The 22,239-nt window shown below is 64.4% G+C and carries 20 protein-coding genes and 2 riboswitches; of the genes, 8 read left to right on the top strand and 12 right to left on the bottom strand.

All coding sequences use genetic code 11. The features are described from left to right. The first annotated feature begins 129 nt into the window (after positions 1 to 129). Positions 130 to 2,493 carry an FdhF/YdeP family oxidoreductase gene (locus AC1MBU_RS05085; RefSeq protein WP_479789053.1) on the top strand — a complete coding sequence of 788 codons (2,364 nt, stop codon included), beginning with the start codon at positions 130 to 132 and terminating at the stop codon, positions 2,491 to 2,493. Positions 2,494 to 2,534: 41 nt separating this feature from the next. On the opposite strand, the gene AC1MBU_RS05080 is transcribed toward AC1MBU_RS05085, so the two are convergent. From AC1MBU_RS05080 to AC1MBU_RS05045, 8 genes are all read right to left on the bottom strand, one after another. Continuing rightward, positions 2,535 to 3,788, bottom strand: a complete 1,254-nt coding sequence (locus AC1MBU_RS05080; protein WP_277358941.1) for a molybdopterin molybdotransferase MoeA — start codon at positions 3,786 to 3,788, stop codon at positions 2,535 to 2,537. Then, positions 3,785 to 4,069: a DUF6457 domain-containing protein gene (locus AC1MBU_RS05075; protein ID WP_346028709.1), complete on the bottom strand. Its 285-nt coding sequence runs from the start codon at positions 4,067 to 4,069 to the stop codon at positions 3,785 to 3,787. The genes AC1MBU_RS05080 and AC1MBU_RS05075 overlap by 4 nt, the downstream gene beginning before the upstream one ends. Before the next feature lie 13 nt (positions 4,070 to 4,082). Beyond that, positions 4,083 to 4,724, bottom strand: a complete 642-nt coding sequence (gene mobA / locus AC1MBU_RS05070; RefSeq protein ID WP_277358939.1) for a molybdenum cofactor guanylyltransferase — start codon at positions 4,722 to 4,724, stop codon at positions 4,083 to 4,085. Beyond that, entirely contained in the window at positions 4,721 to 5,221 is a 501-nt protein-coding gene (locus AC1MBU_RS05065; RefSeq protein WP_479789050.1) for an HNH endonuclease, read from the bottom strand. The genes mobA and AC1MBU_RS05065 overlap by 4 nt, the downstream gene beginning before the upstream one ends. Before the next feature lie 185 nt (positions 5,222 to 5,406). Beyond that, positions 5,407 to 6,255, bottom strand: a complete 849-nt coding sequence (locus tag AC1MBU_RS05060) for an NlpC/P60 family protein (protein WP_471672894.1) — start codon at positions 6,253 to 6,255, stop codon at positions 5,407 to 5,409. A gap of 23 nt (positions 6,256 to 6,278) precedes the next feature. After that, a complete protein-coding gene (locus AC1MBU_RS05055; RefSeq protein ID WP_471672893.1) occupies positions 6,279 to 7,085 on the bottom strand; it encodes an NlpC/P60 family protein in 807 nt (268 codons plus the stop codon). Positions 7,086 to 7,090: 5 nt separating this feature from the next. Then, positions 7,091 to 7,250: riboswitch (cyclic di-AMP (ydaO/yuaA leader) on the bottom strand. A gap of 156 nt (positions 7,251 to 7,406) precedes the next feature. Next, complete coding sequence (locus tag AC1MBU_RS05050) at positions 7,407 to 8,285, bottom strand: M23 family metallopeptidase (RefSeq protein ID WP_479789047.1); 879 nt, start codon at positions 8,283 to 8,285, stop codon at positions 7,407 to 7,409. A 97-nt stretch (positions 8,286 to 8,382) separates the two neighbouring features. Beyond that, positions 8,383 to 8,576: riboswitch (cyclic di-AMP (ydaO/yuaA leader) on the bottom strand. A gap of 117 nt (positions 8,577 to 8,693) precedes the next feature. After that, positions 8,694 to 9,398 carry an iron-dependent transcriptional repressor DtxR gene (locus tag AC1MBU_RS05045; RefSeq protein ID WP_277358934.1) on the bottom strand — a complete coding sequence of 235 codons (705 nt, stop codon included), beginning with the start codon at positions 9,396 to 9,398 and terminating at the stop codon, positions 8,694 to 8,696. A gap of 240 nt (positions 9,399 to 9,638) precedes the next feature. On the opposite strand from AC1MBU_RS05045, the gene serC reads away from it, so the two are divergent. Further along, entirely contained in the window at positions 9,639 to 10,766 is a 1,128-nt protein-coding gene (serC, locus tag AC1MBU_RS05040; protein ID WP_479789045.1) for a phosphoserine transaminase, read from the top strand. On the opposite strand, the gene AC1MBU_RS05035 is transcribed toward serC, so the two are convergent. The 3 genes from AC1MBU_RS05035 to AC1MBU_RS05025 are packed head-to-tail and all read right to left on the bottom strand — an operon-like array spanning position 10,763 to position 13,029. Then, a complete protein-coding gene (locus AC1MBU_RS05035) occupies positions 10,763 to 12,049 on the bottom strand; it encodes an MFS transporter (protein ID WP_277358932.1) in 1,287 nt (428 codons plus the stop codon). The genes serC and AC1MBU_RS05035 overlap by 4 nt on opposite strands. Positions 12,050 to 12,082: 33 nt before the next feature. Then, complete coding sequence (locus AC1MBU_RS05030) at positions 12,083 to 12,640, bottom strand: DUF3027 domain-containing protein (protein ID WP_479789043.1); 558 nt, start codon at positions 12,638 to 12,640, stop codon at positions 12,083 to 12,085. Between the two features lie 5 nt (positions 12,641 to 12,645). Continuing rightward, a complete protein-coding gene (locus tag AC1MBU_RS05025) occupies positions 12,646 to 13,029 on the bottom strand; it encodes a cold-shock protein (protein ID WP_277358930.1) in 384 nt (127 codons plus the stop codon). 181 nt (positions 13,030 to 13,210) lie between these two features. On the opposite strand from AC1MBU_RS05025, the gene AC1MBU_RS05020 reads away from it, so the two are divergent. The 6 genes from AC1MBU_RS05020 (at position 13,211) to AC1MBU_RS04995 (ending at position 20,276) form a co-directional block, all read left to right on the top strand. Then, the gene (locus tag AC1MBU_RS05020; protein WP_471672888.1) at positions 13,211 to 13,474 is read left to right on the top strand and encodes a hypothetical protein; all 264 of its coding nucleotides are present in this window, start codon (positions 13,211 to 13,213) and stop codon (positions 13,472 to 13,474) included. A 102-nt stretch (positions 13,475 to 13,576) separates the two neighbouring features. After that, on the top strand, positions 13,577 to 15,961 hold the full coding sequence (locus AC1MBU_RS05015) for a helicase-associated domain-containing protein (RefSeq protein ID WP_479789041.1): 2,385 nt from the start codon (positions 13,577 to 13,579) through the stop codon (positions 15,959 to 15,961). Next, on the top strand, positions 15,954 to 17,597 hold the full coding sequence (locus tag AC1MBU_RS05010; protein ID WP_056550003.1) for a DNA repair helicase XPB: 1,644 nt from the start codon (positions 15,954 to 15,956) through the stop codon (positions 17,595 to 17,597). The genes AC1MBU_RS05015 and AC1MBU_RS05010 overlap by 8 nt, the downstream gene beginning before the upstream one ends. Before the next feature lie 63 nt (positions 17,598 to 17,660). Beyond that, positions 17,661 to 18,371 (top strand): response regulator transcription factor, encoded by a 711-nt coding sequence (locus AC1MBU_RS05005; RefSeq protein ID WP_479789039.1) that lies wholly within the window; start codon positions 17,661 to 17,663, stop codon positions 18,369 to 18,371. A 72-nt stretch (positions 18,372 to 18,443) separates the two neighbouring features. Further along, positions 18,444 to 19,838, top strand: a complete 1,395-nt coding sequence (locus tag AC1MBU_RS05000; RefSeq protein WP_277359117.1) for a sensor histidine kinase — start codon at positions 18,444 to 18,446, stop codon at positions 19,836 to 19,838. A 147-nt stretch (positions 19,839 to 19,985) separates the two neighbouring features. Continuing rightward, on the top strand, positions 19,986 to 20,276 hold the full coding sequence (locus tag AC1MBU_RS04995; protein ID WP_056549995.1) for a WXG100 family type VII secretion target: 291 nt from the start codon (positions 19,986 to 19,988) through the stop codon (positions 20,274 to 20,276). 168 nt (positions 20,277 to 20,444) lie between these two features. On the opposite strand, the gene groL is transcribed toward AC1MBU_RS04995, so the two are convergent. Then, positions 20,445 to 22,079, bottom strand: coding sequence for a chaperonin GroEL (gene groL, locus AC1MBU_RS04990; protein WP_479789036.1), 1,635 nt, complete (start codon positions 22,077 to 22,079; stop codon positions 20,445 to 20,447). Positions 22,080 to 22,239: the final 160 nt, after the last annotated feature.

Raw genomic sequence — 22,239 nt, 5'->3', positions numbered from 1 at the left:
GATTGAGCCTAATGGACGCTTCAACCTTCAGCGACCGGCGCCGCGTGTATCCCACATTCGATGTTCCTGAGCGACAATGGGTCAGGTAGGACCACTCAGCGCTGAGAAGCGGCCTAGAAAGGATGCGCGATGACTCGCTCAAACCCTCCCGTCGAAGAAGCAGACGAGAATGATCTCGATGTCGGTACACCCAAGGAATGGGCGGCCGGATTGCCCGGCGTGTACCACTCCATGCAGCCTGCTTTGAAGCATATGGGTGTCGAACGAAGCGCCCGCACCCTGCTCCGGATGAACCAGAAGCAGGGCTTCGACTGCATGAGCTGCGCCTGGCCGGACCCGTCGGATCACCGCAGCACCTTTGAATACTGCGAGAACGGCGCCAAGGCGGTCACGTGGGAGGCCACACCGGTCACTGTGTCCTCCCAGTTCTGGGCAGAGCATTCCATCACCGAACTGCGCGGACGGTCAGAGTACTGGCTCGGCATGCAGGGCCGGCTGACGGAACCCGTCTACAAGGCGGCCGGTGAGGATCACTACCGGCCCGTGAGCTGGGACAGGGCGATCACGATCATCTCGGACAAGCTGAAGAGCCTCGCCTCCCCCGATGAAGCGGCGTTCTACACGAGCGGGCGCGCGTCCAACGAGGCAGCATTCATCTACCAGCTGTTCATCCGTGCACTGGGCACCAACAACATGCCGGACTGCTCGAACATGTGCCACGAGTCATCCGGCGTTGCCATGGGCCAGACCATCGGGATCGGCAAAGCGACCGTCGCATACAACGACTACCTGAACTGCGATCTGATGATCGTCATCGGCCAGAATCCCGGGACCAACCATCCGCGGATGTTGAGCGCCATGGAGAAGCAGAAGGAAAACGGCGGCCAGATAGTGGCAGTCAACCCGCTGCCCGAGGCCGGCCTGCGCCGGTTCAAGAATCCCCAGAAGCCCAAGGGCGTAGTGGGTCGCGGCACCGATCTTGCCGACCAGTTCCTGCAGATCCGAAGCGGCGGCGACATGGCGCTGCTTCAGGCGGTGTCCAAGCGGGTGCTCGAGGCCGAGGACAGGAACCCCGGCACGGTGCTGGATCATGAATTCATCGCTGAATACTGTGAGGGGCTGGACGAACTACGGGAACACCTGTCGGGTCTTGATGAGGAGACCGTGCTGGAGGCGACGGGGCTGCGTTCTGAAGAGATCGACGAACTGGCCGACCGCTACATCAGGTCCAAGAGGACCATCATTACCTGGGCCATGGGCGTCACGCAGCAGAAGAACGGCGTCGGCACCATCAAGGAAATGATCAACCTGCTGCTGCTGCGCGGCAACATGGGCCGGCCTGGCGCGGGCGCCTCTCCCATCCGCGGACACTCCAATGTGCAGGGCGACCGCACCATGGGCATCTGGGAGCAGATGCCGGACTCGTTCCTGGACGCGCTCGGTAAGGAATTCCGGTTTGAACCACCCCGCGAGCACGGCGTGGACTCCGTCGCGGCGGTCAGGGGAATGCGCGACGGCGACATCAAGTTCTTCCTCGCACTCGGCGGCAACTTCGTCGCAGCGATGTCGGACACCGCAGCCACCGAAGCGGCCATGCAGAACCTTGAGATGAACGCGCAGATCTCCACCAAGCTCAATCGCTCCCACACGGTTATCAGTGAGGACGCAGAAGCGCTCATCCTTCCCACGCTCGGCCGCACCGAGATCGACATCCAGGCAACCGGCCCGCAGTTCGTCTCCGTCGAGGACACTGTCAGCGCCGTGCACTCCTCTGAAGGCAGGGTAGACCCGGTGGCACCGGGGCTGCTGTCCGAGGTTGCCATCGTGAGCCGGTTGGCACAGGCCACCATCGGTGACCGCATTGACGCTGACTGGCAGGGATTCGAGGACGACTACGACCGCATCCGGGACCACATTGCACACGTGGTTCCAGGGTGTGAGAACTACAACCGGCGGATCCGCGAGAAGGACGGCTTCCTGCTGGCCAACGGGCCGCGTGATTCGCGAAAGTTCAATACCCCCAGCGGCAAGGCGATGATCACCGTCAACGAACTGGACCCGATGGAGTGCCCGCCCGGCCGCTTGATCCTCCAGACCATGCGCTCGCATGACCAGTTCAACACCACCATCTACGGCTACAACGACCGCTACCGCGGAATCAAGAAGGGCCGCCATGTGGTCTTTGTGAATCCCGAGGATCTCGCAGAACTCGGCTTCAAGGACGGCGATCTTGTGGACGTGCACGGCGAGTACCTGGACGGCAAGGACCGCGCGCTGCGCAAGTTCCGGGCGGTTGCGTACCCCACCGCACGCGGCTGTGCTGCGGCGTACTACCCGGAGGCAAACGTCCTGGTTCCGCTGGACGACACCGTGAAGGGCAGCAACACCCCGGTCTCAAAGGGCGTCATCATCCGGCTGGAGCCGGCAGCTGACGGGCCGGCGGGCGGCACCGGCGAGGAGAACGCGCGGGAGAACATGCCGGCTACCGTCTGACCTGCACCGCCCTGCCGCGTTTCAGCTGAACGAGGGAGCTGCTAGCTGAACCACGGCAGGGTGAGTGCCGGTACCTTTTCGTCCGGCTCACAACCATGTTCAGGTACAACGAGGACGCCGTCGGCATCCGCCAGACCGCGCAGCATGCCCGAACGGTGGTGGACTGTGGGCATGGCGCGTCCGTTCTCCAGGCGGTACGGCACCAGCCGAGTGCGCCCTTCCAGCGGCTTGAAGGCCTCACCTGCCAGAACTGAGCGGGACTCCGGGAAGGCGGCTCCCCGCAGACCGGCCAACAGCGGTGCTCCCACCGTGAACAGCGCCATCATCGCGGCGAGCGGGTTGCCGGGCAGGCCCACAAAGAATCGGCCGTCCGGCAGCCGTGCCAGGAGCGTAGGGTGTCCGGGGCGCATGGCGATGCCGTCGATGAGAAGCTCAGCCTCGAGCACAGCCAGCGCGCGGCGGATGTGGTCCGCATCCGAGGAACCGGTGCCGCCGGTGCTGATCAGGACGTCTCCGGAAGCCCTCGCGAGAGAGACTTCATCTGTGGCCTCGGCGCTGATGGCAGCAACGACGTCGTCCAGATCATCACGCGCGCGGGCCACCGTATCCACGTGGCCGCCCAGCATGGTGAGCAGGCCGGGCAACTGCGGGCCGAACGTATCGCGAACCTGGCCCGCCTCGGGCAACCCTGCCTCGATCACTTCATCACCGGTCAACAGCAGGGACACCCGTGGCGCACGGAGAACGGGAAGCGTGTCATACCCGCAGACTGCGGCCAGCGCGATCTGCGCGGGATTGAGCACCGCACCGGCAGCTATGGCCTGCGCTCCCTCTGCCGCTTCCTCACCTGCCGGGCGGATATGTTCGTTCTCGAGCGGCTCGTCGGGGCGGGCACGGTCATTGCGGGTGAGCATGCCATCCCGGATGGCTCCGTGCTCAGAACGAAGAATTCCGGTAGCCCCTCGGGGCACCACGCCGCCTGTAAGGATGAACGTGGCCTGACCGGGTTCCAGCGTGGCGTAGCCGGACTTCTTGTGCTCGTGTGCCCGGTGCCAGGGGCTCTCATCCTCCTGAACGGGTGTGATCAGCATCCACGGCGGCTCACCGCTGAGCGCCCAACCGTCCATCGCCGAGGACGCGTAGTGCGGGATGGGCTGCAGCGCCACGACAGGTTCAGCAAGGGTCTGGCCGAGAGCGTCCGCGAGGTTCACGGTCTGTACAGGCTTAGGAGATGCCGATTCATACGCCAGCCGCCGGGCCTCCTGCCAGCTCAACTCGTGCCCTGCACTGCTCATCGGCGGTCTTCCGACCCGGCGACGGGCGGGCACGCCGCATGGGCGGCCCGCAGCGCTGACCGCATGGCCGTTCCGCTGTCTGCCTGCCCGATCCCGACGGCCATTCCGGCTGCATAACCGGCGATGAACGTGGTGAGCGGCGCTGCGGGTCGAACAACCGAGTGCGCCGCCTGACCGGCCAGCGCCAAAACGGCATCGACATCGACCTCGATGCCCTCAAGTTCAAACGTTTCCAGAAGCTTCTCGCTCCACTGCCTGAGCAGGCGTTCCCGATCCTCCATGGTGAACCTTCCGCTATCTGCCCGCGCCTGGCTCCTCCACCCCGAACTGCCGGGCATCGGACCACGTATCAATGTCAGTGGTTGAGCCCGCGGGAACTTCGACTGGACTCCATGTCACCCTAGCAAGGAGCGCGCGCATAGACAGATTCCTTACTTCCTGCTTTTCCACTGTGGCCAGGTCAGCCCAGCGGTACAGTGCGGCAAGCGGTTGGTCCCTGCCGCCGTCGTGAGCCAGAACCGAGGCGCCCGTTTCAGCGGCGCCTCGCATGAGTGCAGGCAGTGCGTCGCTGATCCGCGGCATGTCGCACGCAAGCACAAGCACCCAGGGCGCGGGATCGGTCATCAGATGTACGACGGCGGCGCTCACCGCCGCTGCCGGCCCCCCGAAGGGCGGGTCTTCCCGTACCAGTTCCGCCCGGGGCGGCAGATCGGGCGCCGGTCCGCCAACAACGACAAGCCGCCGGGCTTCATTCAGAGCGCTGCAGGTTCGTTCCAGAAGGGAGAATCCATCGACGATCAGGGTTGACTTGGGGACCCCTCCGAGCCTTGAGGACCTGCCTCCGGTGAGCACAACGGCGTCGTACATCAACTCGCTGGCGCCACCGACACCGGCGGCAATGCTACCGGCGCCCCGGCCGTCGCGTGTATTGCTCACGCGGCGTTGTCAGCGGGCAGGAATTCGCACCACTGCGGCAGCGGTTTTTCCAATTCCCGGATCTGCCAGAACGTCCCCCGGGGCGGCGTAGGCACAATTCGCAGGGACCAACCCAGCGAGGCCAGTGTCTTGTCACCCTTGGCGTTGTTGCAGCGTAGGCAGCAGGCCACCAGATTCTCCCAACTGTCCTCGCCCCCACGCGATCGCGGAACAACGTGATCAATGGTCGAGGCAGGCTTGCCGCAGTAGGCGCACAGGTGGTTGTCACGCCGGAGCACTCCACGGCGGGTCGCGACGGTGCCGCTACGGTAGGGGATCTTCACATACCTGTTGAGGAGGATGACTGATGGCCGCGACAGCACTTCGTTGGGGCCCACTACCGGGTCCTCCCCTTCTGCGACGACGCTGGCCTTGCCCGTAAGAACAAGCACGAGCGCCCGGCGGAAGGTCACGACCGCCAGTGGTTCGTATCCAGCATTCAGAACGAGAGTGCGCATGCACATTCCTCTTTGCCATCCATAGCCGCAGGATTGAATCCCTGAGGTCCCTGAAGCTACGGCGAAGGTACTTCGGATTGACAGTGCAAGAGTAAGCCGTTGCCGGGAGGATCCGTCAATCGCCACGCACGACAAAGCCCTCCGCCTGATAGGCAGAGGGCTTTGTCGAGGGAGGGTAAGGGAGATCAGCCGCCAACGCGGATGTAAACACCGCCGGAGCCGAGTTCTGCAGGTGCCACAACGGTCTGGTTGCCATTGAAACCACCGTGAACGGCCTGCCCTCCACCGATGTATACAGCGATGTGGGCTGCGCCCATGCCACCGTCAGCGTAGTAGATGAGATCGCCGGGAATAGCTTCCGCGGCGCTGACCGTGCGGCCGAGGGAGAGATAGCCGGCCGGCCATCCATGGAAGTTGATGCCGGCAGCGGCAAGGGCGTTGCTGGCGAGGCGGGTGCAGTCCTGGATTACTCCGAGCTGACCCTGCGCAGCGGCAGCAATGGTGGCCGCTACACCCGAGGAGACCTGGGGAGCTGCGGGCGCGGGCTTCTCGGCGACAGCAGCCGGTGCAGCAACAGGAGCCGCTGCCTGTATGGCGACAGCGGCCTCCGCTACGACGGCGGGTGCTGCTTCTGCGACTGTAGCTGTCTCCGCCACCGGAGCGGCTTCGATGATCTGGGCCTGCGGCTGCACAACAGGTACAGCCTCGACAACAGGGGCAGCCACAGTGGGCGCCGCCACTGCCTTGACGGCAGCCTTGTTGAAGGAGATTTTGGCATCCGCCGGGGCCTGAATCGGGGCCTTGGCGCCCTGAACCTCAAGCGTGGTGGTGACGGTGTTGCGCTCCGCGGGCAGCTCCACAGCGTTGGCCGCGACTCCGCTGGACAGAACGAGGCCCGAAGCCGCCGCGATGACGGCTGCCTGGCGACCTACACCGCCGGCGTTGTCACTGACTGCGCGGGCAATGGAGGAGAGGTGGGCTGAACGCTGCACTTCGGCGCGGTGGCGCGCTATGGCACGGGTGTTAGAGGTCATGTGTGTGCTCCAGGTATCTGTTCTTAGCTAACGCGGACGAAGCTAGAGCCAGCGAGATCGGACAGGCTGTGCAGCCCGGTATTCATACCGTTCAGGCCACCGCTGATGACCTGGCCGTTACCTACGTAGATGGCAACGTGACCTGCGGAGACAACGAGGTCACCGGGTGCAGGAGTGGAAACGACTGAGCCGAAAGCGAAGAAATCGCTCGGCGCGATGTCCCCGACCGACTTGCCGATTGAGCGCAGCGCCTTCTCAACCATGGCGGTGCAATCCTGGGCAACGCCGATCTGCGAGTAGGCCGAGCCTACGAGCGCTGCGCCGATTCCGCTGGAGGTGGGCGCCTCGACGGGAGCCGGAGCCTCAGCGGCGGGAGCCTTTACCTCAACCTCTGCCTGGGGAGCTGCCGCAACCTCGACGGCGGGCTCAACGACCGGGGCCGGAGCGGCCACAGCTGCTTCATTCTGAACTACTGCTTCAGCCTGCACTGTGACGGCTGGGGCGGGCTCAACAGCCTCGACGACCGGAGCTGCTACAGCTTCAACGGCTGCTCGCTCGAAGGTGACGGTTGCGTCAGCGGCGGCGCTGACGCTGACCGGCTGAGCTGCCACGGCACTGAGGGTCTTGACTGCCTGGGCCGAGCGCTGGGCGTCAGAAGCGCCATGAGCCGGAAGGCCTGCGGTGAGGACGAGTCCGGAAGCAGCGACGATGACTGCTGCCTGGCGTCCTACGGAACCTGCGTTCGAAGACACAGCCCTGGAAATGGCTGCGAGCGAATTTGTATGAGCCGGAACCGCACGATGGCGCCCCAGCGCAGAGCTATTTGACACGTTGAATTGCCTCTCCCTACGCCTGCGAGGTGAGCTGTCGGATTCGGATGGGAGTCACCCGGCCGCGGATCGTCTCAGATCCAGCGACTTAACCCCAAGGACTTCAAGAAGAAGCCCACAATTGGTTCCCCCGCCCCTGCCATGCGATTGTTGCGAACGGAACTCGTACAGTGGCAGAGCTAGGCGATCTGCACGAGTGCGCCGAACCCCCTGCGATTCGGCACGAGTTAGACGGTACATCAGTTCTCTGGCTATGTCACATTCCGGTCACGGAACGGTGTGTTCATGATTACGACGCGGCCAACCGGCGCGGAAAATGACTCAGAGCCAGCCGAGCGGATCGACGTTTTTGCCGTCGACAAGGACCTCAAAATGCAGGTGGCATCCGGTTGAGGCGCCTGTGGAACCCACGCGTGCTATCGCGTCGCCACGCTCCACAACCTGGCCCACCGCCACGTCCATGGCCGACAGGTGGTTGTAGGTGGTTTCCAGTCCGTTGGCATGCTTGATCACCACACGGTTGCCGCCCCCGTATGCGTGCCAGCCTGCAAACGTGACGGTGCCGGCCGCAGCCGCCAAGACAGAGGTCCCGCAGGCTTCGCTCATGTCCTGTCCGGTGTGGAGTTCCCCTGCACCGGTGATTGGGCTGATCCTGGCTCCGAAAGCGGAGCTCATCACCATACGGTCCAAGGGTGCTGAGAGAGAGCCCTTGGCCTCCGCAGTCACGATGTCTCCACCGGATGCGGAAACGATCTCGGCAAGCTTCGCATCGGGATCGAAGGTGCTGTGCAGTGCCGCGCGGTCAAATGAGACATCCGCACCGGCGGCAGCCTGCACTGGCTGCAGTTCTTCCTGCTCAGCTGCAGCAGCCACGGTTTGCGCTTCAGCGGGCACCACTGCGGCGGTGGTGGGCAGCGCAACCGTGAGCACCATGCCAGAGGCAGCGGCCGCAATGGCAACCTTCTGGCTGAGTCCGGCGAAGGAAACGTCGCGGCGAGTGCTGGCTGCGCGGCGTCGTCGTTCGGTGCGTTGGGCATCACGGGGGCGTAAGGAAACTACCGGGGCTACCGTTCCGGTGCGGGCTTCACGGCGGGGCAGCGGATTATCCGGGCAGGTGGAAACCGGCGCCGGGAAAGCGTTGATTTCAGTGCACACCGGGCTGGACGGCGCTGCTGCGTTGTCCGCAGCCTGACGTGCCAAGCGCTCAGCTCGTTCCCGCCTATGCGCATCGCGTGGCCGCGCTTCAGCGACCGGGGTGCTCGCACGGCGGCGCCCCGAAGCAGTGTTCGACAAGGAGACCCTTTCTCATTCTTTGCCTGCGAAGTTAGCTGTCGGATTCGAGTATGAGAAAACTCGGTTCAGATCCCTGCGGTGTGGCAGCATCCGAACTTCACCCCAAGGCCATGGCATGCCATGACCGGTTGTGGGTCCTCCGCCCCTGTCCATCTGTGTAACACTGCGTTCGCTGACAGGGTTAGGCAGGCGAACCAGGTAACGCTGGAGTATCAGCGCCAGGAACCAACTATAGCCGTGAGCGCCGGAAAGTAATCATTTCGTAACCATGCTGTGGATATCCTTCGGGAATCCAGAGCCTTCCGGTCCGGCGCCTCAGAACTGCGGCTGAACCGCCACAAAAACATGCGAAGCAACTTCCGGCGGCAACTCCAGCGCACCCTCCACGCCGGGCACCCGAACGGACACGTAGTCTCCCACTGCCTGCAGGGTCATCTGCGCTCCGGGACGCAGACCGCCTTCGTCCAGTTGGGTCAGCAGTTCGGGATCCACCTGAATGGGTTCGGCCAGCCGGACAAGGGTAACAATCGAACCCGCAGTGTAGTTTGCCATCGTGTCCGTAAGCGTGCGCACGCCCAAGGTGAACGCTTCCGACGGGGTACCGCCCAGGGCCTCAAGGCCAGGGATGGGATTGCCGTAGGGTGATTCGGTCGGCTGGCCCAGCAGCTCATACAGGCGCCGCTCAACCCGCTCGCTCATCACGTGTTCCCACCTGCACGCCTCATCGTGGACGTAGGCCCAGTCCAGGCCGATGACATCGGAGAGCAGTCGTTCCGCCAGCCGATGCTTGCGCATCACCTCGGTGGCCCGCCGGCGCCCGAGCTCGGTCAGTTCAAGGTGACGGTCGCCGGTCACCACTACGAGTCCGTCACGTTCCATCCGACCGACAGTCTGCGAGACCGTAGGGCCTGAGTGACGAAGGCGCTCGGCGATCCGGGCACGCAGCGCAACGATGTTTTCTTCCTCAAGTTCAAGGATTGTCCGCAGATACATCTCGGTGGTGTCGATGAGGTCCGTCATTTGCGGGGTTCAGCTCCTTGGCACTGGTGCGGTTTGAGCGTTGATGCAGCGGCTGCCTGCAGTGCCCAACAGATGGGCCGCCGTCGTCATCCCTACGCCCCACAAGGTTAACCCATTTACACAGCGTCACCCGCCCCGCTGATCCGGGCGCATCCGAAGCCGGTCACAATGCATCTGCGCTGAGCGTGCTGGGGCAGAATGGTCTGCGACCCCATCGCAAGCAACCTCCCTGGAGTAACCATGAGCGATCCCGCCGACATCCGCATCCCCGCCGAGCTGCTGCCGCAGGATGGCCGGTTCGGTGCGGGTCCCTCCAGAACGCGCCCCGAGCAGCTGGAAGCGCTGAACCGGGCAGGAACGGCCCTGCTTGGAACCTCACATCGGCAGGCACCGGTCAAGAATCTGGTGGGTTCGGTCCGGGCCGGTTTGATGGACTTCTTCGGCGCCCCGGAAGGCTACGAAGTGATTCTCGGTGTTGGAGGGTCCACTGCTTTTTGGGATGTCGCCTCCTTCGGTCTCGTTGAAGCGCGTGCGCAGCATCTCTCCTTTGGTGAGTTCGGATCCAAGTTCGCAGCGGCGACGTCCAAGGCACCATTCCTGGGCGAGTCAACGGTCATCACCTCTGACCCCGGCTCCCGGCCGGTGCCCGTCGCGGAGCCGGGCATCGACTTCTATGCCTGGCCGCAGAACGAAACCTCAACCGGTGTGGCGGCGCCGGTCGAGCGGGTGGCGGGCGCGGATCACGGCGCGCTCATCTGCATCGATGCAACCTCCGCTGCCGGCGGGTTGTCGGTGGACGTCTCAGAGGCTGACGTGTACTACTTTGCTCCGCAGAAGAACTTCGCGTCCGACGGCGGACTCTGGCTTGGCCTCTTTTCCCCCGCTGCACTCGAAAGGGCAGCGGCGATCAAGGCTTCGAAGCGCTGGATCCCGGACTTCCTCGACCTTCAGACGGCGATCGACAACTCACGCCTGAATCAGACCTACAACACACCGGCACTGTCCACGCTTGTGACACTCAATGCTCAGATCGAGTGGCTCAACAGCAACGGCGGGCTGGAATTCGCTGCAGCGCGAACCGCCGATTCCGCCAGCCGCATCTACAGTTGGGCTGAGTCCTCCGCCGTTGCCGCACCCTTTGTGCAGAACCCGGACCACCGCTCCAACGTCATCGCGACGATCGACTTCGCGGAGACTGTTGACGCTGCCGCCGTAGCCAGGACCCTCCGCGCAAACGGGATTGTCGACGTCGAACCGTACCGGAAGCTGGGCCGCAACCAGTTGCGCATCGCCACCTTCGTGGCAATCGAGCCCGCCGACGTATCGGCGCTGCTGGAATGCATTGACTACGTGGTGGAGCGTTCCTAGCCGTTCCGTTCCGCAGTATTCCGCGCTGTCGCGGCAAGGGTCAGTTTGAGCCGCCGCGGCGAGGGATGGATGAGACGGACCCGCACGTGATGCGACCGCGCTACCCAGGCCAGCCCGGCCACCGCGGCCACGAAGCCCGACGCCGCAGCGACCACCAGTCCCCACCGCGGCCCGTAGGCGTTGGTGACCCAACCGACGATGGGCGCTCCGATAGGCGTCCCGCCCAGGAAGATCGCAAAGTACAGGGCCATGACCCGGCCGCGCATCTCCTGCACGGTTGTGGTCTGAACGTAGGCGTTGGCGCTGGTCATCAGCGTCAGCGCGAAGAGTCCCACTGGAACAAGGGCCAGCCCGAAAAGCCAGACGGACGGTGCCAGCGCAGCCAGCAGGCACGCGAGGCCAAAGGCACCGGCTGCTCCGAAGACGAACCTGAGCCGCGGCCGGTCCCGCCTCGCCGAAAGCAGCGCCCCCGCCACGGAACCCACCGCCATGATCGAGGACAGCGTGCCGAAGACTCCCGCGCCTGTTCCGAACTCAGTGCGTGCCATCGCCGCAATATAGACGGCGAAGTTCAAGCCGAAGGTTCCGACCACGAAAATTGCGAACATCACCATCATGAGATCCGGCCGCTGCTGCACATAGCGGAAACCTGCTCGGATCCTCCCGCGACCGGGCGCCGAGCGGTTGAGTACACGCAGTTCTTTTTGACGGATAGTGACGAGGACGAAGATCATCGCCCCGAACGTCACTGCGTTGATCAGGAAGACCCAGCCGGGCCCTACGGCAACCGTGAGTAAACCCGCAACTGCGGGACCGAACATCCGAGCGCCGTTGAAAGAGGCGCTGTTCAGGGCCACCGCGTTGGGAAGGTAATCATCGCGCACCAGTTCGGAGACGAAGGCCTGGCGCGCGGGAGCGTCAATGGCGGAGACGACGCCCAGAGCAAGCGCAAACGCGTACACATGCCAGAGCTCCGCCAGGCCGAGCACCACGAGGAGGCCCAGCCCTACGCCGAGCGCCGCCATCGCGGCCTGGGTTCCCATCAATAGCTTGCGGCGATCAACGGAGTCAGCGATCAGCCCGGCCCACGGAGCTATGAAGAGCTGCGGCCCCAACTGCAAGGCCATGACAATACCCATAGCCGCGGCGTCCTGATCGGTGAGGATGTCATAGACAAGCCAGTCCTGGGCTGTGCGCTGCATCCAGGTGCCCACGTTGGAAATCAGGGCGCCGATGAACCAGAGCCGGTAGTTGTGGATATGCAGGGATCGGAACATGCCCATCAGGCAGCCTTCCTTTCCGCGCTCCCCCACACCTCAGGCAACTGGAGATTCGCCTCCAGGGGCGGCCTCGGCGTCAGTCTCAGCAACGTCAACCTCCGGAACCCGTGCGGCGTCCTCCGAAGTTGCATCTTCCGGAGTTGCATCTTCCGGCGTTACGGCTTTCGGTGCTGCCGAGTCTTCCTCCGCTGTGTCCTCCGGGCGAACGCGTTCAGACCAGGGCACCCAGTCAGGCGCCAAAAGTGCGTTTTCGGAGGGCAGCAGCCCTACTTCACAGACCGTGGCGTCCTTGCCGCGCGGAACCCGCGCCAGGGTTGCGAACCAGTGCCAGCCCTCGTACCCGGGGACGTGTGCGGCGAAGCGATGCGTCACGAGCCGCTCGGCATCGGGGAAAGCACCGACATGCTCCCCCACCTCATGTTCCCCGGCAACCTCCAGCAGGCCATTCCGCGCGGCGTCCACCGCCGCAGCCAGCACAGCGTCAGGCCTGGACGGCTTACGGACCGGCCTGCGCTTTGCTGCAGGCGCTGCGGGGGCCGCCGTCGCGACGGGCTCCGCCTCAGCTGTTTCCATTGATGCCGGGGTTTCACTCATGCGGGCTAAACGTCCAGATCATCCGCGACCGCGCGCAGCACTGCGGCGACCTTCGCGGAGTGCGACTTGTCCGGGTACCGCCCGCGCCGCAAACCGTTGGACACATCATCCAGCAGCCGGATCAGATCCTCGGTGATCACGGCCATGTCATCAGCGTTCTTGCGCGTTGCCTTGGCAACCGAGGGCGGCACGTCAAGAATGCGTGCGGACAGCGCCTGGAGACCCTTGCGTCCGTCAGCGACTCCGAACTCGAGCCGCGTTCCGACCTTGACTTCAGTCACGCCGGCCGGAAGCGCCGAGGCATGCAGGAACACTTCCTTGCCGTCATCCGTCGCCAGGAAACCGAAACCCTTCTCGGAGTCGAACCATTTGACCTTGCCGATAGGCACGTAATTACCTCGTTCTCGAACTACTTGCGCGCAATCCGTTGGCGCTTCACCAATGGTTACCGAGGGCAACCGGAAGGGTGTCAGTCAGCCGGGGCTGCGCAGGGAAAAAGTCTGCCTTAACAGGATACCCGGCACTGACGGGCGAAATGGGCGATCCGCGTCCTTGTACGCTAGGAGCATCATGTCGCAAAACCCTTCCTCTGTCCCTGCCGCCAACGATGACGGCGGCCGCAACACCCGGCGTGCGCGGCTGGCCCTGCTCATTGCCGCGGTCGGCTTCGCGGTCCTCGGCCTGCTGTCCCTGGTGGCGGTACTCCTCTCCGCGTGGGCCGGCGCGGAGGCTTGGCCGGGATTTGTTACCGCTGCCTATTTCTTTCTGCCGCTCGGCTTCCTGTTGATGGCTGCCAGCGTGGTTGTCAGCGTTCTTAGGCGCGGGCGCAGCTGAGTTTTCCCTATAGTCGCCGCTGGATTCTCATTTCCTACGGGCGCCCACGCCCAGACATCGGCAGTCATCTCACCGCCGCCCGGTGCGAGTAACGTTAATCCGGTGTCCGCTATCCGTGCTCTTGCCGAGGACCTTGTTTCCCGCAGCGACGCCGAACTCCGAAGGCTGATGTCCGCGCGCCCGGATGTTGTCCTGCCGCCGGTGCCGGATTTTGCAGCCCTCGCGGCCCGGGCCTCGACCCGGGTAAGCGTCCAGCGTGCCCTTGAGGGCTTGAATACTCCGCAGCTCATGGTGCTCGAGGCAGTAGTGCTCACCACCAACCTCGACGCGGCCGTCGGTGCCACAGCCACAGGCCTCAAGGCGTCCATATCCTCGATGACGGCGAAGACGCTCGAGCCCTTTCTCACTCAGCTTCACGAGGTGGCGCTCCTGCGAACCGGCCCCGCGGCCAGGGGCCGCCGCTCCTACTTCCCCCTTGAATCCCTTCACGATGCGCTTGGTCCCTACCCTGCAGGCCTTGGACGTCCACTGGCCTTGCTGGCCCAGCAGTACCCGGAGTACGCCGCGCGGATGGCGGCCGGACTGGAACTGCTGTCCGCTTCCGGGATTCCTGGTGCAGCGGGTCCGTCCGCATCCGATCCCGCAACTACCCTCGCGGCGATCCTCGACACATCCTGGGACGCTGTGCTGGAGGCGGCTCCCAGCGCAACGGGTGACCTGCTGGAAAAACTCGCGGCCTCTCCGGTGGGCTCGGCAAAGGCAGGCGCATCAAGCACGGCGACGCCCCTTGAGTGGCTTCTTGAGCGCGGACTCCTCATCCGTCTCGACGCCAATCATGTCGAGCTTCCGCGGGAAGTGGGAATTGCGGCACGTGGTGGCATGATTATTCCCTCGCTGCCGGCCTCGCCACCGGTTCCGCAGCTCGCTGCGGTCCGCGCCGGCCTTCGGGACAACGCCGCCTTCGGGGCCATCGCTGAAACGCTCAGGCTCGTCACCGAACTCCTTACCAGCGTGCAGGCGGAGCCAATCGCGACCCTCCGCACCGGAGGTGTGGGCGTTCGGGAGATTCGACGGCTCGCCGATGCCCTGCGGGTGGACCGTGTCCAGGTGGCCTGGCTGCTTGAGCTGGCAGCACTGGGCCGCTTGATAGTGCTGGATCCGGACAGCTCACGCTGGATGGCCGCCCCTGGTGGATCCTGGCACCTCGCCGAACGCCACGAGCAGTGGCTCCGGCTGGTGCAAGCGTGGCTCGACGCTGAGCGCGCTCCTTCCCTGGTGGGCGGGCAGCTGCCCACCGGCAGTACGGTCAATGTGCTGTCTTCGGAGGCAACGCGCACTGACGCGCCGGCGGTCCGCCGTCGTCTGTTGTCAGCCGCGGACGCGCTCTCGGCCGAGACAGAGCACGATGACGGCCGCGCCCCGGTCCTTGACGCACCATCCCTCGTCGAACGCCTCACGTGGCACCAGCCCCGCCTGCGCCGGCGGTTTTCGCGGCTGGTGCCGGGCATGGTCGAGGAGCTGGGCCACCTCGGCCTGCTGGGATCGGGTGCGCTGACCGGGCTGGGCGCGGCGATCGCCCAGGAACGGTTCGACGATGCCGCGGCCACACTTCGCAACGCGCTCCCCGAGCCGCTCACGCACTTCGTGCTGCAGGCGGACCTGACCGCGGTAGCGCCGGGCTACCTTGAGCCGGGTGTGGCGCGCGAGCTGGCGCTGCTGGCATCCGCGGAGGGGCAGGGCCCGGCAACCGTATACAGGTTCTCCGCACAGTCAGTGCGCCGGGCGCTCGACGACGGGCAGGACGCCGTGGCAATCCTGACCTTCCTTGAGAAGCACTCCGCGACAAACGTCCCGCAACCGCTGCGCTATCTGGTGGAAGACACCGCAGCCCGTTACGGCTCCCTGCGCGTTGGTCCCGCATCCAGCTACGTTCGAAGCGACGACGACGCCGCTCTAACGGCCCTGCTCTCTGATCCTGCCGCTGCCTCGCTCGGGCTCGCCCGGCTCGCTCCGACGGTCGTGACGGCCCGGGCCACGCCGGCTGAATTGGTCGCTTCCCTGCGTGAGCTCGGCTATTCGCCCGCCTTGGAGGGCGGCGCGGCACCGCGGGTTACCTTACGGGCGGCAGCCGGCTCCGCGCCGTCGTCGTCCGCGGTACGGACCAGCCCCTGGATACTTACGGAGGCAGACCTTGAAGCGCAGATGACGGTGCTGCGGGGCAACGGCCGGCCCGGCGCGGGCGGAGGAGCCGAAAGCGAGGCGATGATCGGCCTTGAAACGCTGCGGACTGCGATCCGAACAAAGCAGGCCGTCCGGATGGGCTTTGCGGACAGCGCAGGGAATTCCACCCGTCAGGTGTTTGTTCCACTGTCGGTCCATGCCGGCCGTGTACGGGTCTTCGACCCGGAGAAGGAAACCGAGCGCGTAATTTCCGTGCATCGGATCATGGATGTGGAAACTGTGGAAGGGGCTTCAACGGATGCCTAACGGGCCGCTGATCGTCCAGAGCGACAAGACCATCCTGCTGGAGGTGGATCACGAGCAGGCCACCGAAGCCCGGCATGCCATCGCCGCTTTCGCCGAACTGGAGCGCGCGCCGGAGCATGTGCACAGCTACCGCCTCACTCCCCTTGGGTTGTGGAACGCCCGCGCGGCAGGGCTCGACGCCGAACAGGTGCTGGATACGCTGCTGAAGTACTCCCGTTTCCCGGTGCCGCACGCGCTCCTCGTCGACGTCGAGGAAACAATGTCCCGCTACGGCCGGCTGCGGTTGGAAAAGGATGACCAGCACGGCCTCGTGCTGCGCACCAACGACTACCCCGTGCTCGAGGAAGTCCTGCACGCGAAGAAGATCGAGCCGCTTCTGGGCCCGCGCATTGACGGCGAGACGGTGGTGGTGCACTCGTCCCAGCGCGGGCAGCTGAAGCAGCTCCTGCTCAAACTCGGGTGGCCGGCTGAGGATCTCGCCGGCTATGTTGACGGCACCCCGCACCCCATCATGCTCAACGAAGACGGCTGGGCGCTGCGTCCCTATCAGAAGGTGGCCACGGAGAACTTCTGGGCGGGAGGTTCCGGCGTCGTTGTGCTTCCCTGCGGGGCAGGTAAAACCCTGGTGGGCGCCGCGGCTATGGCGACGAGCTCCACAACCACCCTCATCCTCGTGACGAACACCGTCTCCGCCCGGCAGTGGAAGGACGAACTGCTCAAGCGGACCTCGCTGACCGAGGAAGAGATCGGCGAGTACTCCGGATCCGTCAAGGAGGTCCGGCCGGTCACCATCGCGACCTACCAGGTGCTGACCCTGCGCCGCGGCGGGCTCTACCCGCACCTCGAACTGCTGGACGCCAATGACTGGGGCCTCATTGTGTATGACGAGGTTCACCTGCTGCCCGCCCCGATCTTCCGCATGACCGCTGACCTGCAGGCCCGTCGGCGGCTCGGCCTGACCGCCACCTTGGTGCGTGAGGACGGCCGCGAAGGCGAGGTGTTCTCCCTCATTGGACCGAAGCGCTATGACGCGCCCTGGAAGGACATCGAAGCGCAGGGCTACATTGCGCCCGCGGACTGTGTTGAGGTGCGGGTCGACCTCCCGCGCGATGAGAGGGTCGCCTACGCAATGGCGGACGACGGCGACAAATACCGTCTGTGCGCAACCTCCGAGACGAAGACAACAGTCGTGGAGAAGCTGGTCGCCTCGCACAAGGGCGAACAGCTCCTCGTGATCGGGCAGTACATCGATCAACTGGATGAGCTGGGTGAGCGGCTCGATGCTCCCGTCATCAAAGGTGAGACGTCCGTCAAGGAACGCCAGCGCCTGTTCAATGCCTTTCGCTCCGGGGAGCTGCACACCCTCGTGGTTTCCAAGGTCGCTAATTTCTCGATCGACCTTCCGGAAGCGTCAGTGGCAATACAGGTGTCAGGGTCCTTCGGCTCGCGGCAGGAGGAGGCGCAGCGGCTGGGCCGGCTGCTGCGGCCGAAGGGTGACGGTAGGGCAGCGCGGTTCTATACCGTCGTCGCGCGTGACACCATCGACCAGGATTTTGCAGCCAAGCGTCAGCGGTTCCTCGCTGAACAGGGCTACGCCTACACCATCATGGATGCCGCAGACATCCCACAGACCTGACACCCGACGCGCATACAGCAAGCATCCAGACAACTCCCAGCTGCTGGGAGCATACTGGGAATCGTGAATAATTCAGTACCTGAAGCCAAACTGCTTGTAGTCGATGACGAGCCGAATATCCGGGAACTGCTCTCCACTTCCCTGCGGTTCGCGGGATTCGATGTTGTCGCCGCCGCCAACGGACGCGACGCCCTCGCCGCAGCGGAAACTCACAATCCAGACCTCGCCGTCCTCGACGTGATGCTGCCGGACATGGACGGCTTCACCGTCACCCGCCGGCTCCGCGCCGCTGGCCGCCACTTCCCCGTGGTCTTCCTGACGGCACGCGATGACACCGATGACAAGGTCACCGGCCTCACCGTGGGCGGTGATGATTACGTGACGAAGCCCTTCAGCCTCGACGAGGTGGTTGCCCGTATCCGCGCCGTCCTGCGCCGCACCCAGCCACACGACGACGACGGCGCCGTCATTCGTGTAGATGACCTCGAACTGGACGACGACGCCCACGAGGTGCGCCGCGGCGGGGAGGTCATTGACCTCTCCCCCACAGAGTTCAAGCTCCTCCGCTACCTGATGATGAACCCGAACCGCGTCCTGTCCAAAGCGCAGATCCTCGATCACGTCTGGGAGTACGACTTCAACGGAGACGCCTCCATCGTGGAGTCCTACATCTCCTACCTGCGGCGCAAGATCGACAAGAACCCGGATGCCGCGGCGCTGATTCAGACCAAACGCGGGGTCGGTTACCTGCTGCGCACCGCTGACAAGCGGTAACGAAGCATCTCTGTACCCGCCGTGATACGTCGCTGGAAGTCTGCCTCCCTCCGCACGCAACTCATCGCCATCATGACCCTGCTCATGGTGTTCACGGTTGCCATCACGGGGATCGTGACCATCTCCCTGCTCCGGAACAGTCTCATAGTCCAGATGGACCAGGACATCGATGCCAACGCGCAGCTGGTGACCAACACCATCGGCACCATCGGCAGTGACACCAGCCAGGACCTTTCCCGCTTCTATGGCGTCTGGCTCGACTCCAACGGAAACGCTATCCGCGCAACCCACTCGTCTGCGCTCTACGAGGTTCCAAAACTTCCTCTACTCGATCACGAAGAAGTTGAGGAACGAGACGTGGAGGGCTTCACGGTTCCCGGGAGCAGGGGGGAGAGCGAGTGGCGCGTCATGGTGTTCCCGCTGCAGGCGGACAACACGTCGGTGGCTGTTGCCAGCCCCATGTCCACCCTGAACCAGACGGTGTCCGAAGCCGGGCGCATCATCTTCACCGTCGGACTCTTTTCGATTGCCGCGGCCTCGATCGTCGCCTACCTTGCGGTTACCCGACAGTTCCGTCCGTTGAGCCGCGTCGAGCGGACGGCGGCGGCGATTGCCGCCGGCGACCTCTCACGCCGCGTCGAGGTTGAGCGTCCCGCCACCGAGGTGGGCAGGCTCTCCCGCTCCCTGAACGCCATGCTTGCGCACATCGAGTCTGCGTTTGCAGCCCGGATGGATTCAGAACGGAAGATGCGCCGCTTCGTCGCGGACGCTTCGCATGAACTTCGTACACCTCTGGTCACCATTCGCGGATTCTCCGAACTGTACCGTCACGGTGCCCTCCAAAACGACGACGACGTCAAGGCCGCCATGGGCCGTATCGAGAGCGAAGCCAAGCGGATGGGCCAATTGGTCGAGGATCTGCTCACCCTGGCGCGCATCGACGAGCAGCGACCCCTCGAGTCGCAACCTCTCGACCTGCTGGTGCTGGGAAACGATGCCGCCATGGACGCCCGGGCCATCGCGCCGGAACGCACTATCCGTGTGATCGGCCTCGACGGTGGACCGGCGCGTCACGCCCCGACAGTCGGTGACGAGGCCCGCCTCCGCCAGGTCGTCGCAAACCTGATGACCAACGCCCTGCGGTATACGCCCGAAGGGTCGCCGATCGAGGTTGCCGTGGGCGTTGCCCCCGTGATCCACGGCCGAAGCGATTCGGTGATCGAGGTGCGCGACCACGGTCCCGGCATCTCCGAGGAAGACGCCGCGAGGGTCTTCGAGCGCTTTTACCGGGCAGACTCCTCACGCTACCGGGAAACCGGCGGTACCGGCCTTGGCCTGGCCATTGTCGCGGCGCTGGTTGCGCAGCATGATGGAAGCGTTCGGCTCGAGGACACCCCCGGCGGCGGCGCCACCTTATCCATTCGGCTGCCGCATGACACGGAAAGCACGCCGCCGGCAGACGACTGACGCGCGATTCTTGCAGGGGACCCCTCCTCCCCAGCCCCTTGGGTGCAGGCAAATTACCCACATTCCGCGGCCGAGGGCATGCGCTGCTACCGGTGCACTCTAACGTCGAAGGCGCAGTGCATACACAGCAGAAGCCCAGGAGGAACCATGACCTACTTCAACGTCAATACGGACTCGCTCGCCGCCAAGAGCGCAGACGTGCAAAATACCATCGCCCGGCTCCAGGCAGAGGTCAATGCCATGCAGTCAGGGCTGAGGTCCCTTGAGTCCGAGTGGCAGGGTCAGGCCTCGCAGAACTTCCAGCAGCTGGTGACGGACTGGCGTGCAACCCAGCTCAAGGTCGAGGAATCGCTGACCAGCATCAACCAGGCTCTCGGCGTTGCAACCGAGCAGTACAGTCAGGCAGAGCTGAGCAACGCCCGCATGTTCATGCACTAGCCGAACCGGCCCACCCCCGAAGTTTTGTGCAGCTGCGGCGGCTTCCAAGCCGGAGAACCCGCCATAGCTGCACAAATCTTCCAGCACAGCCCAAAGGCCGGCCCCGTGAGGGACCGGCCTTTGGTGTAACTCTCTTCGCAGGTATTCCTGCTGGTGAGGCTGGGAAGCTTAGAAGCCGCCCATCCCGCCCATGCCGCCCATTTCGTCGCCGCCGCCTGCGGGAGCAGCCTTCTCAGGCTTGTCCGCGACAACAGCTTCGGTGGTGAGGAACAGGCCCGCAATGGAGGCAGCGTTCTGCAGTGCAGAGCGGGTAACCTTCACGGGGTCGTTCACGCCGGCAGCCAGGAGGTCCTCGTAATCGCCGGTCGCGGCGTTGAGGCCATGGCCGGCGGGCAGGCCGCGAACCTTCTCGATCACAACGCCGGGCTCGAGGCCAGCGTTGAAAGCGATCTGCTTGAGGGGAGCGTCGATGGCGATGCGAACGATGTTTGCACCGGTTGCCTCGTCGCCCTCAAGGTTGAGGTTGGCGAATGCCTTGGCGCCGGCCTGAATCAGGGCCACGCCGCCACCGGCAACAATGCCTTCTTCAACAGCAGCTTTTGCGTTGCGGACGGCGTCCTCAATGCGGTGCTTGCGCTCCTTGAGCTCAACCTCGGTTGCGGCTCCGGCCTTGATGACTGCAACGCCGCCTGCCAGCTTGGCCAGACGTTCCTGCAGCTTCTCGCGGTCGTAGTCCGAGTCGGAGTTCTCGATCTCGGCGCGGATCTGTGCAACCCGGCCGGCGATCTCCTCGGCGTTGCCTGCACCCTCAACGATGGTGGTCTCGTCCTTGGTGACGACAACCTTGCGTGCCTGGCCCAGAAGGTCCAGGGTTGCGTTCTCCAGCTTGAGGCCAACTTCCTCAGCGATGACCTGGCCACCGGTGAGGATGGCGATGTCAGCCAGCTGAGCCTTGCGGCGGTCGCCGAAGCCCGGTGCCTTGACGGCAACGGACTTGAAGGTGCCGCGAATCTTGTTGACCACGAGGGTAGCCAAGGCTTCGCCCTCGATGTCTTCGGCGATGATCAGCAGCGGCTTGCCGGACTGCATGACCTTCTCAAGAACAGCGACGAGATCCTTGACGTTGGAGATCTTCGAGTTGACGATCAGGACGTAGGGGTCTTCAAGGACCGTCTCCTGGCGTTCTGCGTCGGTGACGAAGTAGCCGGAAATGTAACCCTTGTCGAAGCGCATACCCTCTGTGAGCTCAAGCTCGAGGCCAAAAGTGTTGGACTCCTCGACGGTGATGACGCCTTCCTTGCCCACCTTGTCGAGGGCTTCAGCGATGAGGTCACCGATCTGCTGGTCACCGGCGGAGATCGAAGCCGTAGCTGCGATCTCTTCCTTGGTCTCGATCTCCTTGGCGGAGGCGAGGAGCTCGGCGGTGACGGCGTCAACTGCCTTCTCGATTCCGCGCTTGAGGCTCAACGGATCAGCACCGGCGGCTACGTTGCGCAGGCCTTCCTTGACGAGTGCCTGGGCGAGGACGGTGGCGGTGGTGGTTCCGTCACCGGCGACGTCGTCGGTCTTCTTTGCAACTTCCTTGACCAGCTCGGCCCCGATCTTCTCGAACGGATCGTCGAGTTCGATCTCCTTGGCGATGGAAACGCCATCGTTGGTGATCGTGGGAGCGCCCCACTTCTTCTCAAGGACAACGTTGCGACCGCGGGGGCCCAGCGTAACCTTGACTGCGTCAGCGAGGATGTTCAATCCGCGCTCGAGGCCGCGGCGTGCCTCTTCATCAAAAGAAATGATCTTGGCCATAACGGCGTAGGTCCTTTCGGGACGGTCATGCGTATGCTGCTACCGGCCTGTGATGCCCGCGACGGACGGACTGATCCGGGAGGATCTCTGTACCTCCCCAACCAGCCCTCACCACAGAGGTTGCCTGGTTCACTCCCAGCGTGGCGTCTTAGCAGTCGTC

This window comes from Arthrobacter sp. PTI12, from assembly GCF_056679915.1.
The sequence above is the reverse complement of the archived record's forward strand: the minus strand, read 5'-3'. Positions and strand labels throughout refer to the sequence as shown.

What these genes read in the sequence shown, in the direction of transcription:
- AC1MBU_RS05085 (WP_479789053.1), top strand. Translation starts at nt 130, where the DNA reads ATGACTCGCTCAAACCCTCCCGTCGAAGAAGCAGACGAGAATGATCTC.
- AC1MBU_RS05080 (WP_277358941.1), bottom strand. Translation starts at nt 3,788, where the DNA reads ATGAGCAGTGCAGGGCACGAGTTGAGCTGGCAGGAGGCCCGGCGGCTG.
- AC1MBU_RS05075 (WP_346028709.1), bottom strand. Translation starts at nt 4,069, where the DNA reads ATGGAGGATCGGGAACGCCTGCTCAGGCAGTGGAGCGAGAAGCTTCTG.
- AC1MBU_RS05065 (WP_479789050.1), bottom strand. Translation starts at nt 5,221, where the DNA reads ATGCGCACTCTCGTTCTGAATGCTGGATACGAACCACTGGCGGTCGTG.
- AC1MBU_RS05060 (WP_471672894.1), bottom strand. Translation starts at nt 6,255, where the DNA reads ATGACCTCTAACACCCGTGCCATAGCGCGCCACCGCGCCGAAGTGCAG.
- AC1MBU_RS05045 (WP_277358934.1), bottom strand. Translation starts at nt 9,398, where the DNA reads ATGACGGACCTCATCGACACCACCGAGATGTATCTGCGGACAATCCTT.
- serC (WP_479789045.1), top strand. Translation starts at nt 9,639, where the DNA reads ATGAGCGATCCCGCCGACATCCGCATCCCCGCCGAGCTGCTGCCGCAG.
- AC1MBU_RS05035 (WP_277358932.1), bottom strand. Translation starts at nt 12,049, where the DNA reads ATGGGCATGTTCCGATCCCTGCATATCCACAACTACCGGCTCTGGTTC.
- AC1MBU_RS05030 (WP_479789043.1), bottom strand. Translation starts at nt 12,640, where the DNA reads ATGAGTGAAACCCCGGCATCAATGGAAACAGCTGAGGCGGAGCCCGTC.
- AC1MBU_RS05020 (WP_471672888.1), top strand. Translation starts at nt 13,211, where the DNA reads ATGTCGCAAAACCCTTCCTCTGTCCCTGCCGCCAACGATGACGGCGGC.
- AC1MBU_RS05010 (WP_056550003.1), top strand. Translation starts at nt 15,954, where the DNA reads ATGCCTAACGGGCCGCTGATCGTCCAGAGCGACAAGACCATCCTGCTG.
- AC1MBU_RS05000 (WP_277359117.1), top strand. Translation starts at nt 18,444, where the DNA reads ATGACCCTGCTCATGGTGTTCACGGTTGCCATCACGGGGATCGTGACC.
- AC1MBU_RS04995 (WP_056549995.1), top strand. Translation starts at nt 19,986, where the DNA reads ATGACCTACTTCAACGTCAATACGGACTCGCTCGCCGCCAAGAGCGCA.
- groL (WP_479789036.1), bottom strand. Translation starts at nt 22,079, where the DNA reads ATGGCCAAGATCATTTCTTTTGATGAAGAGGCACGCCGCGGCCTCGAG.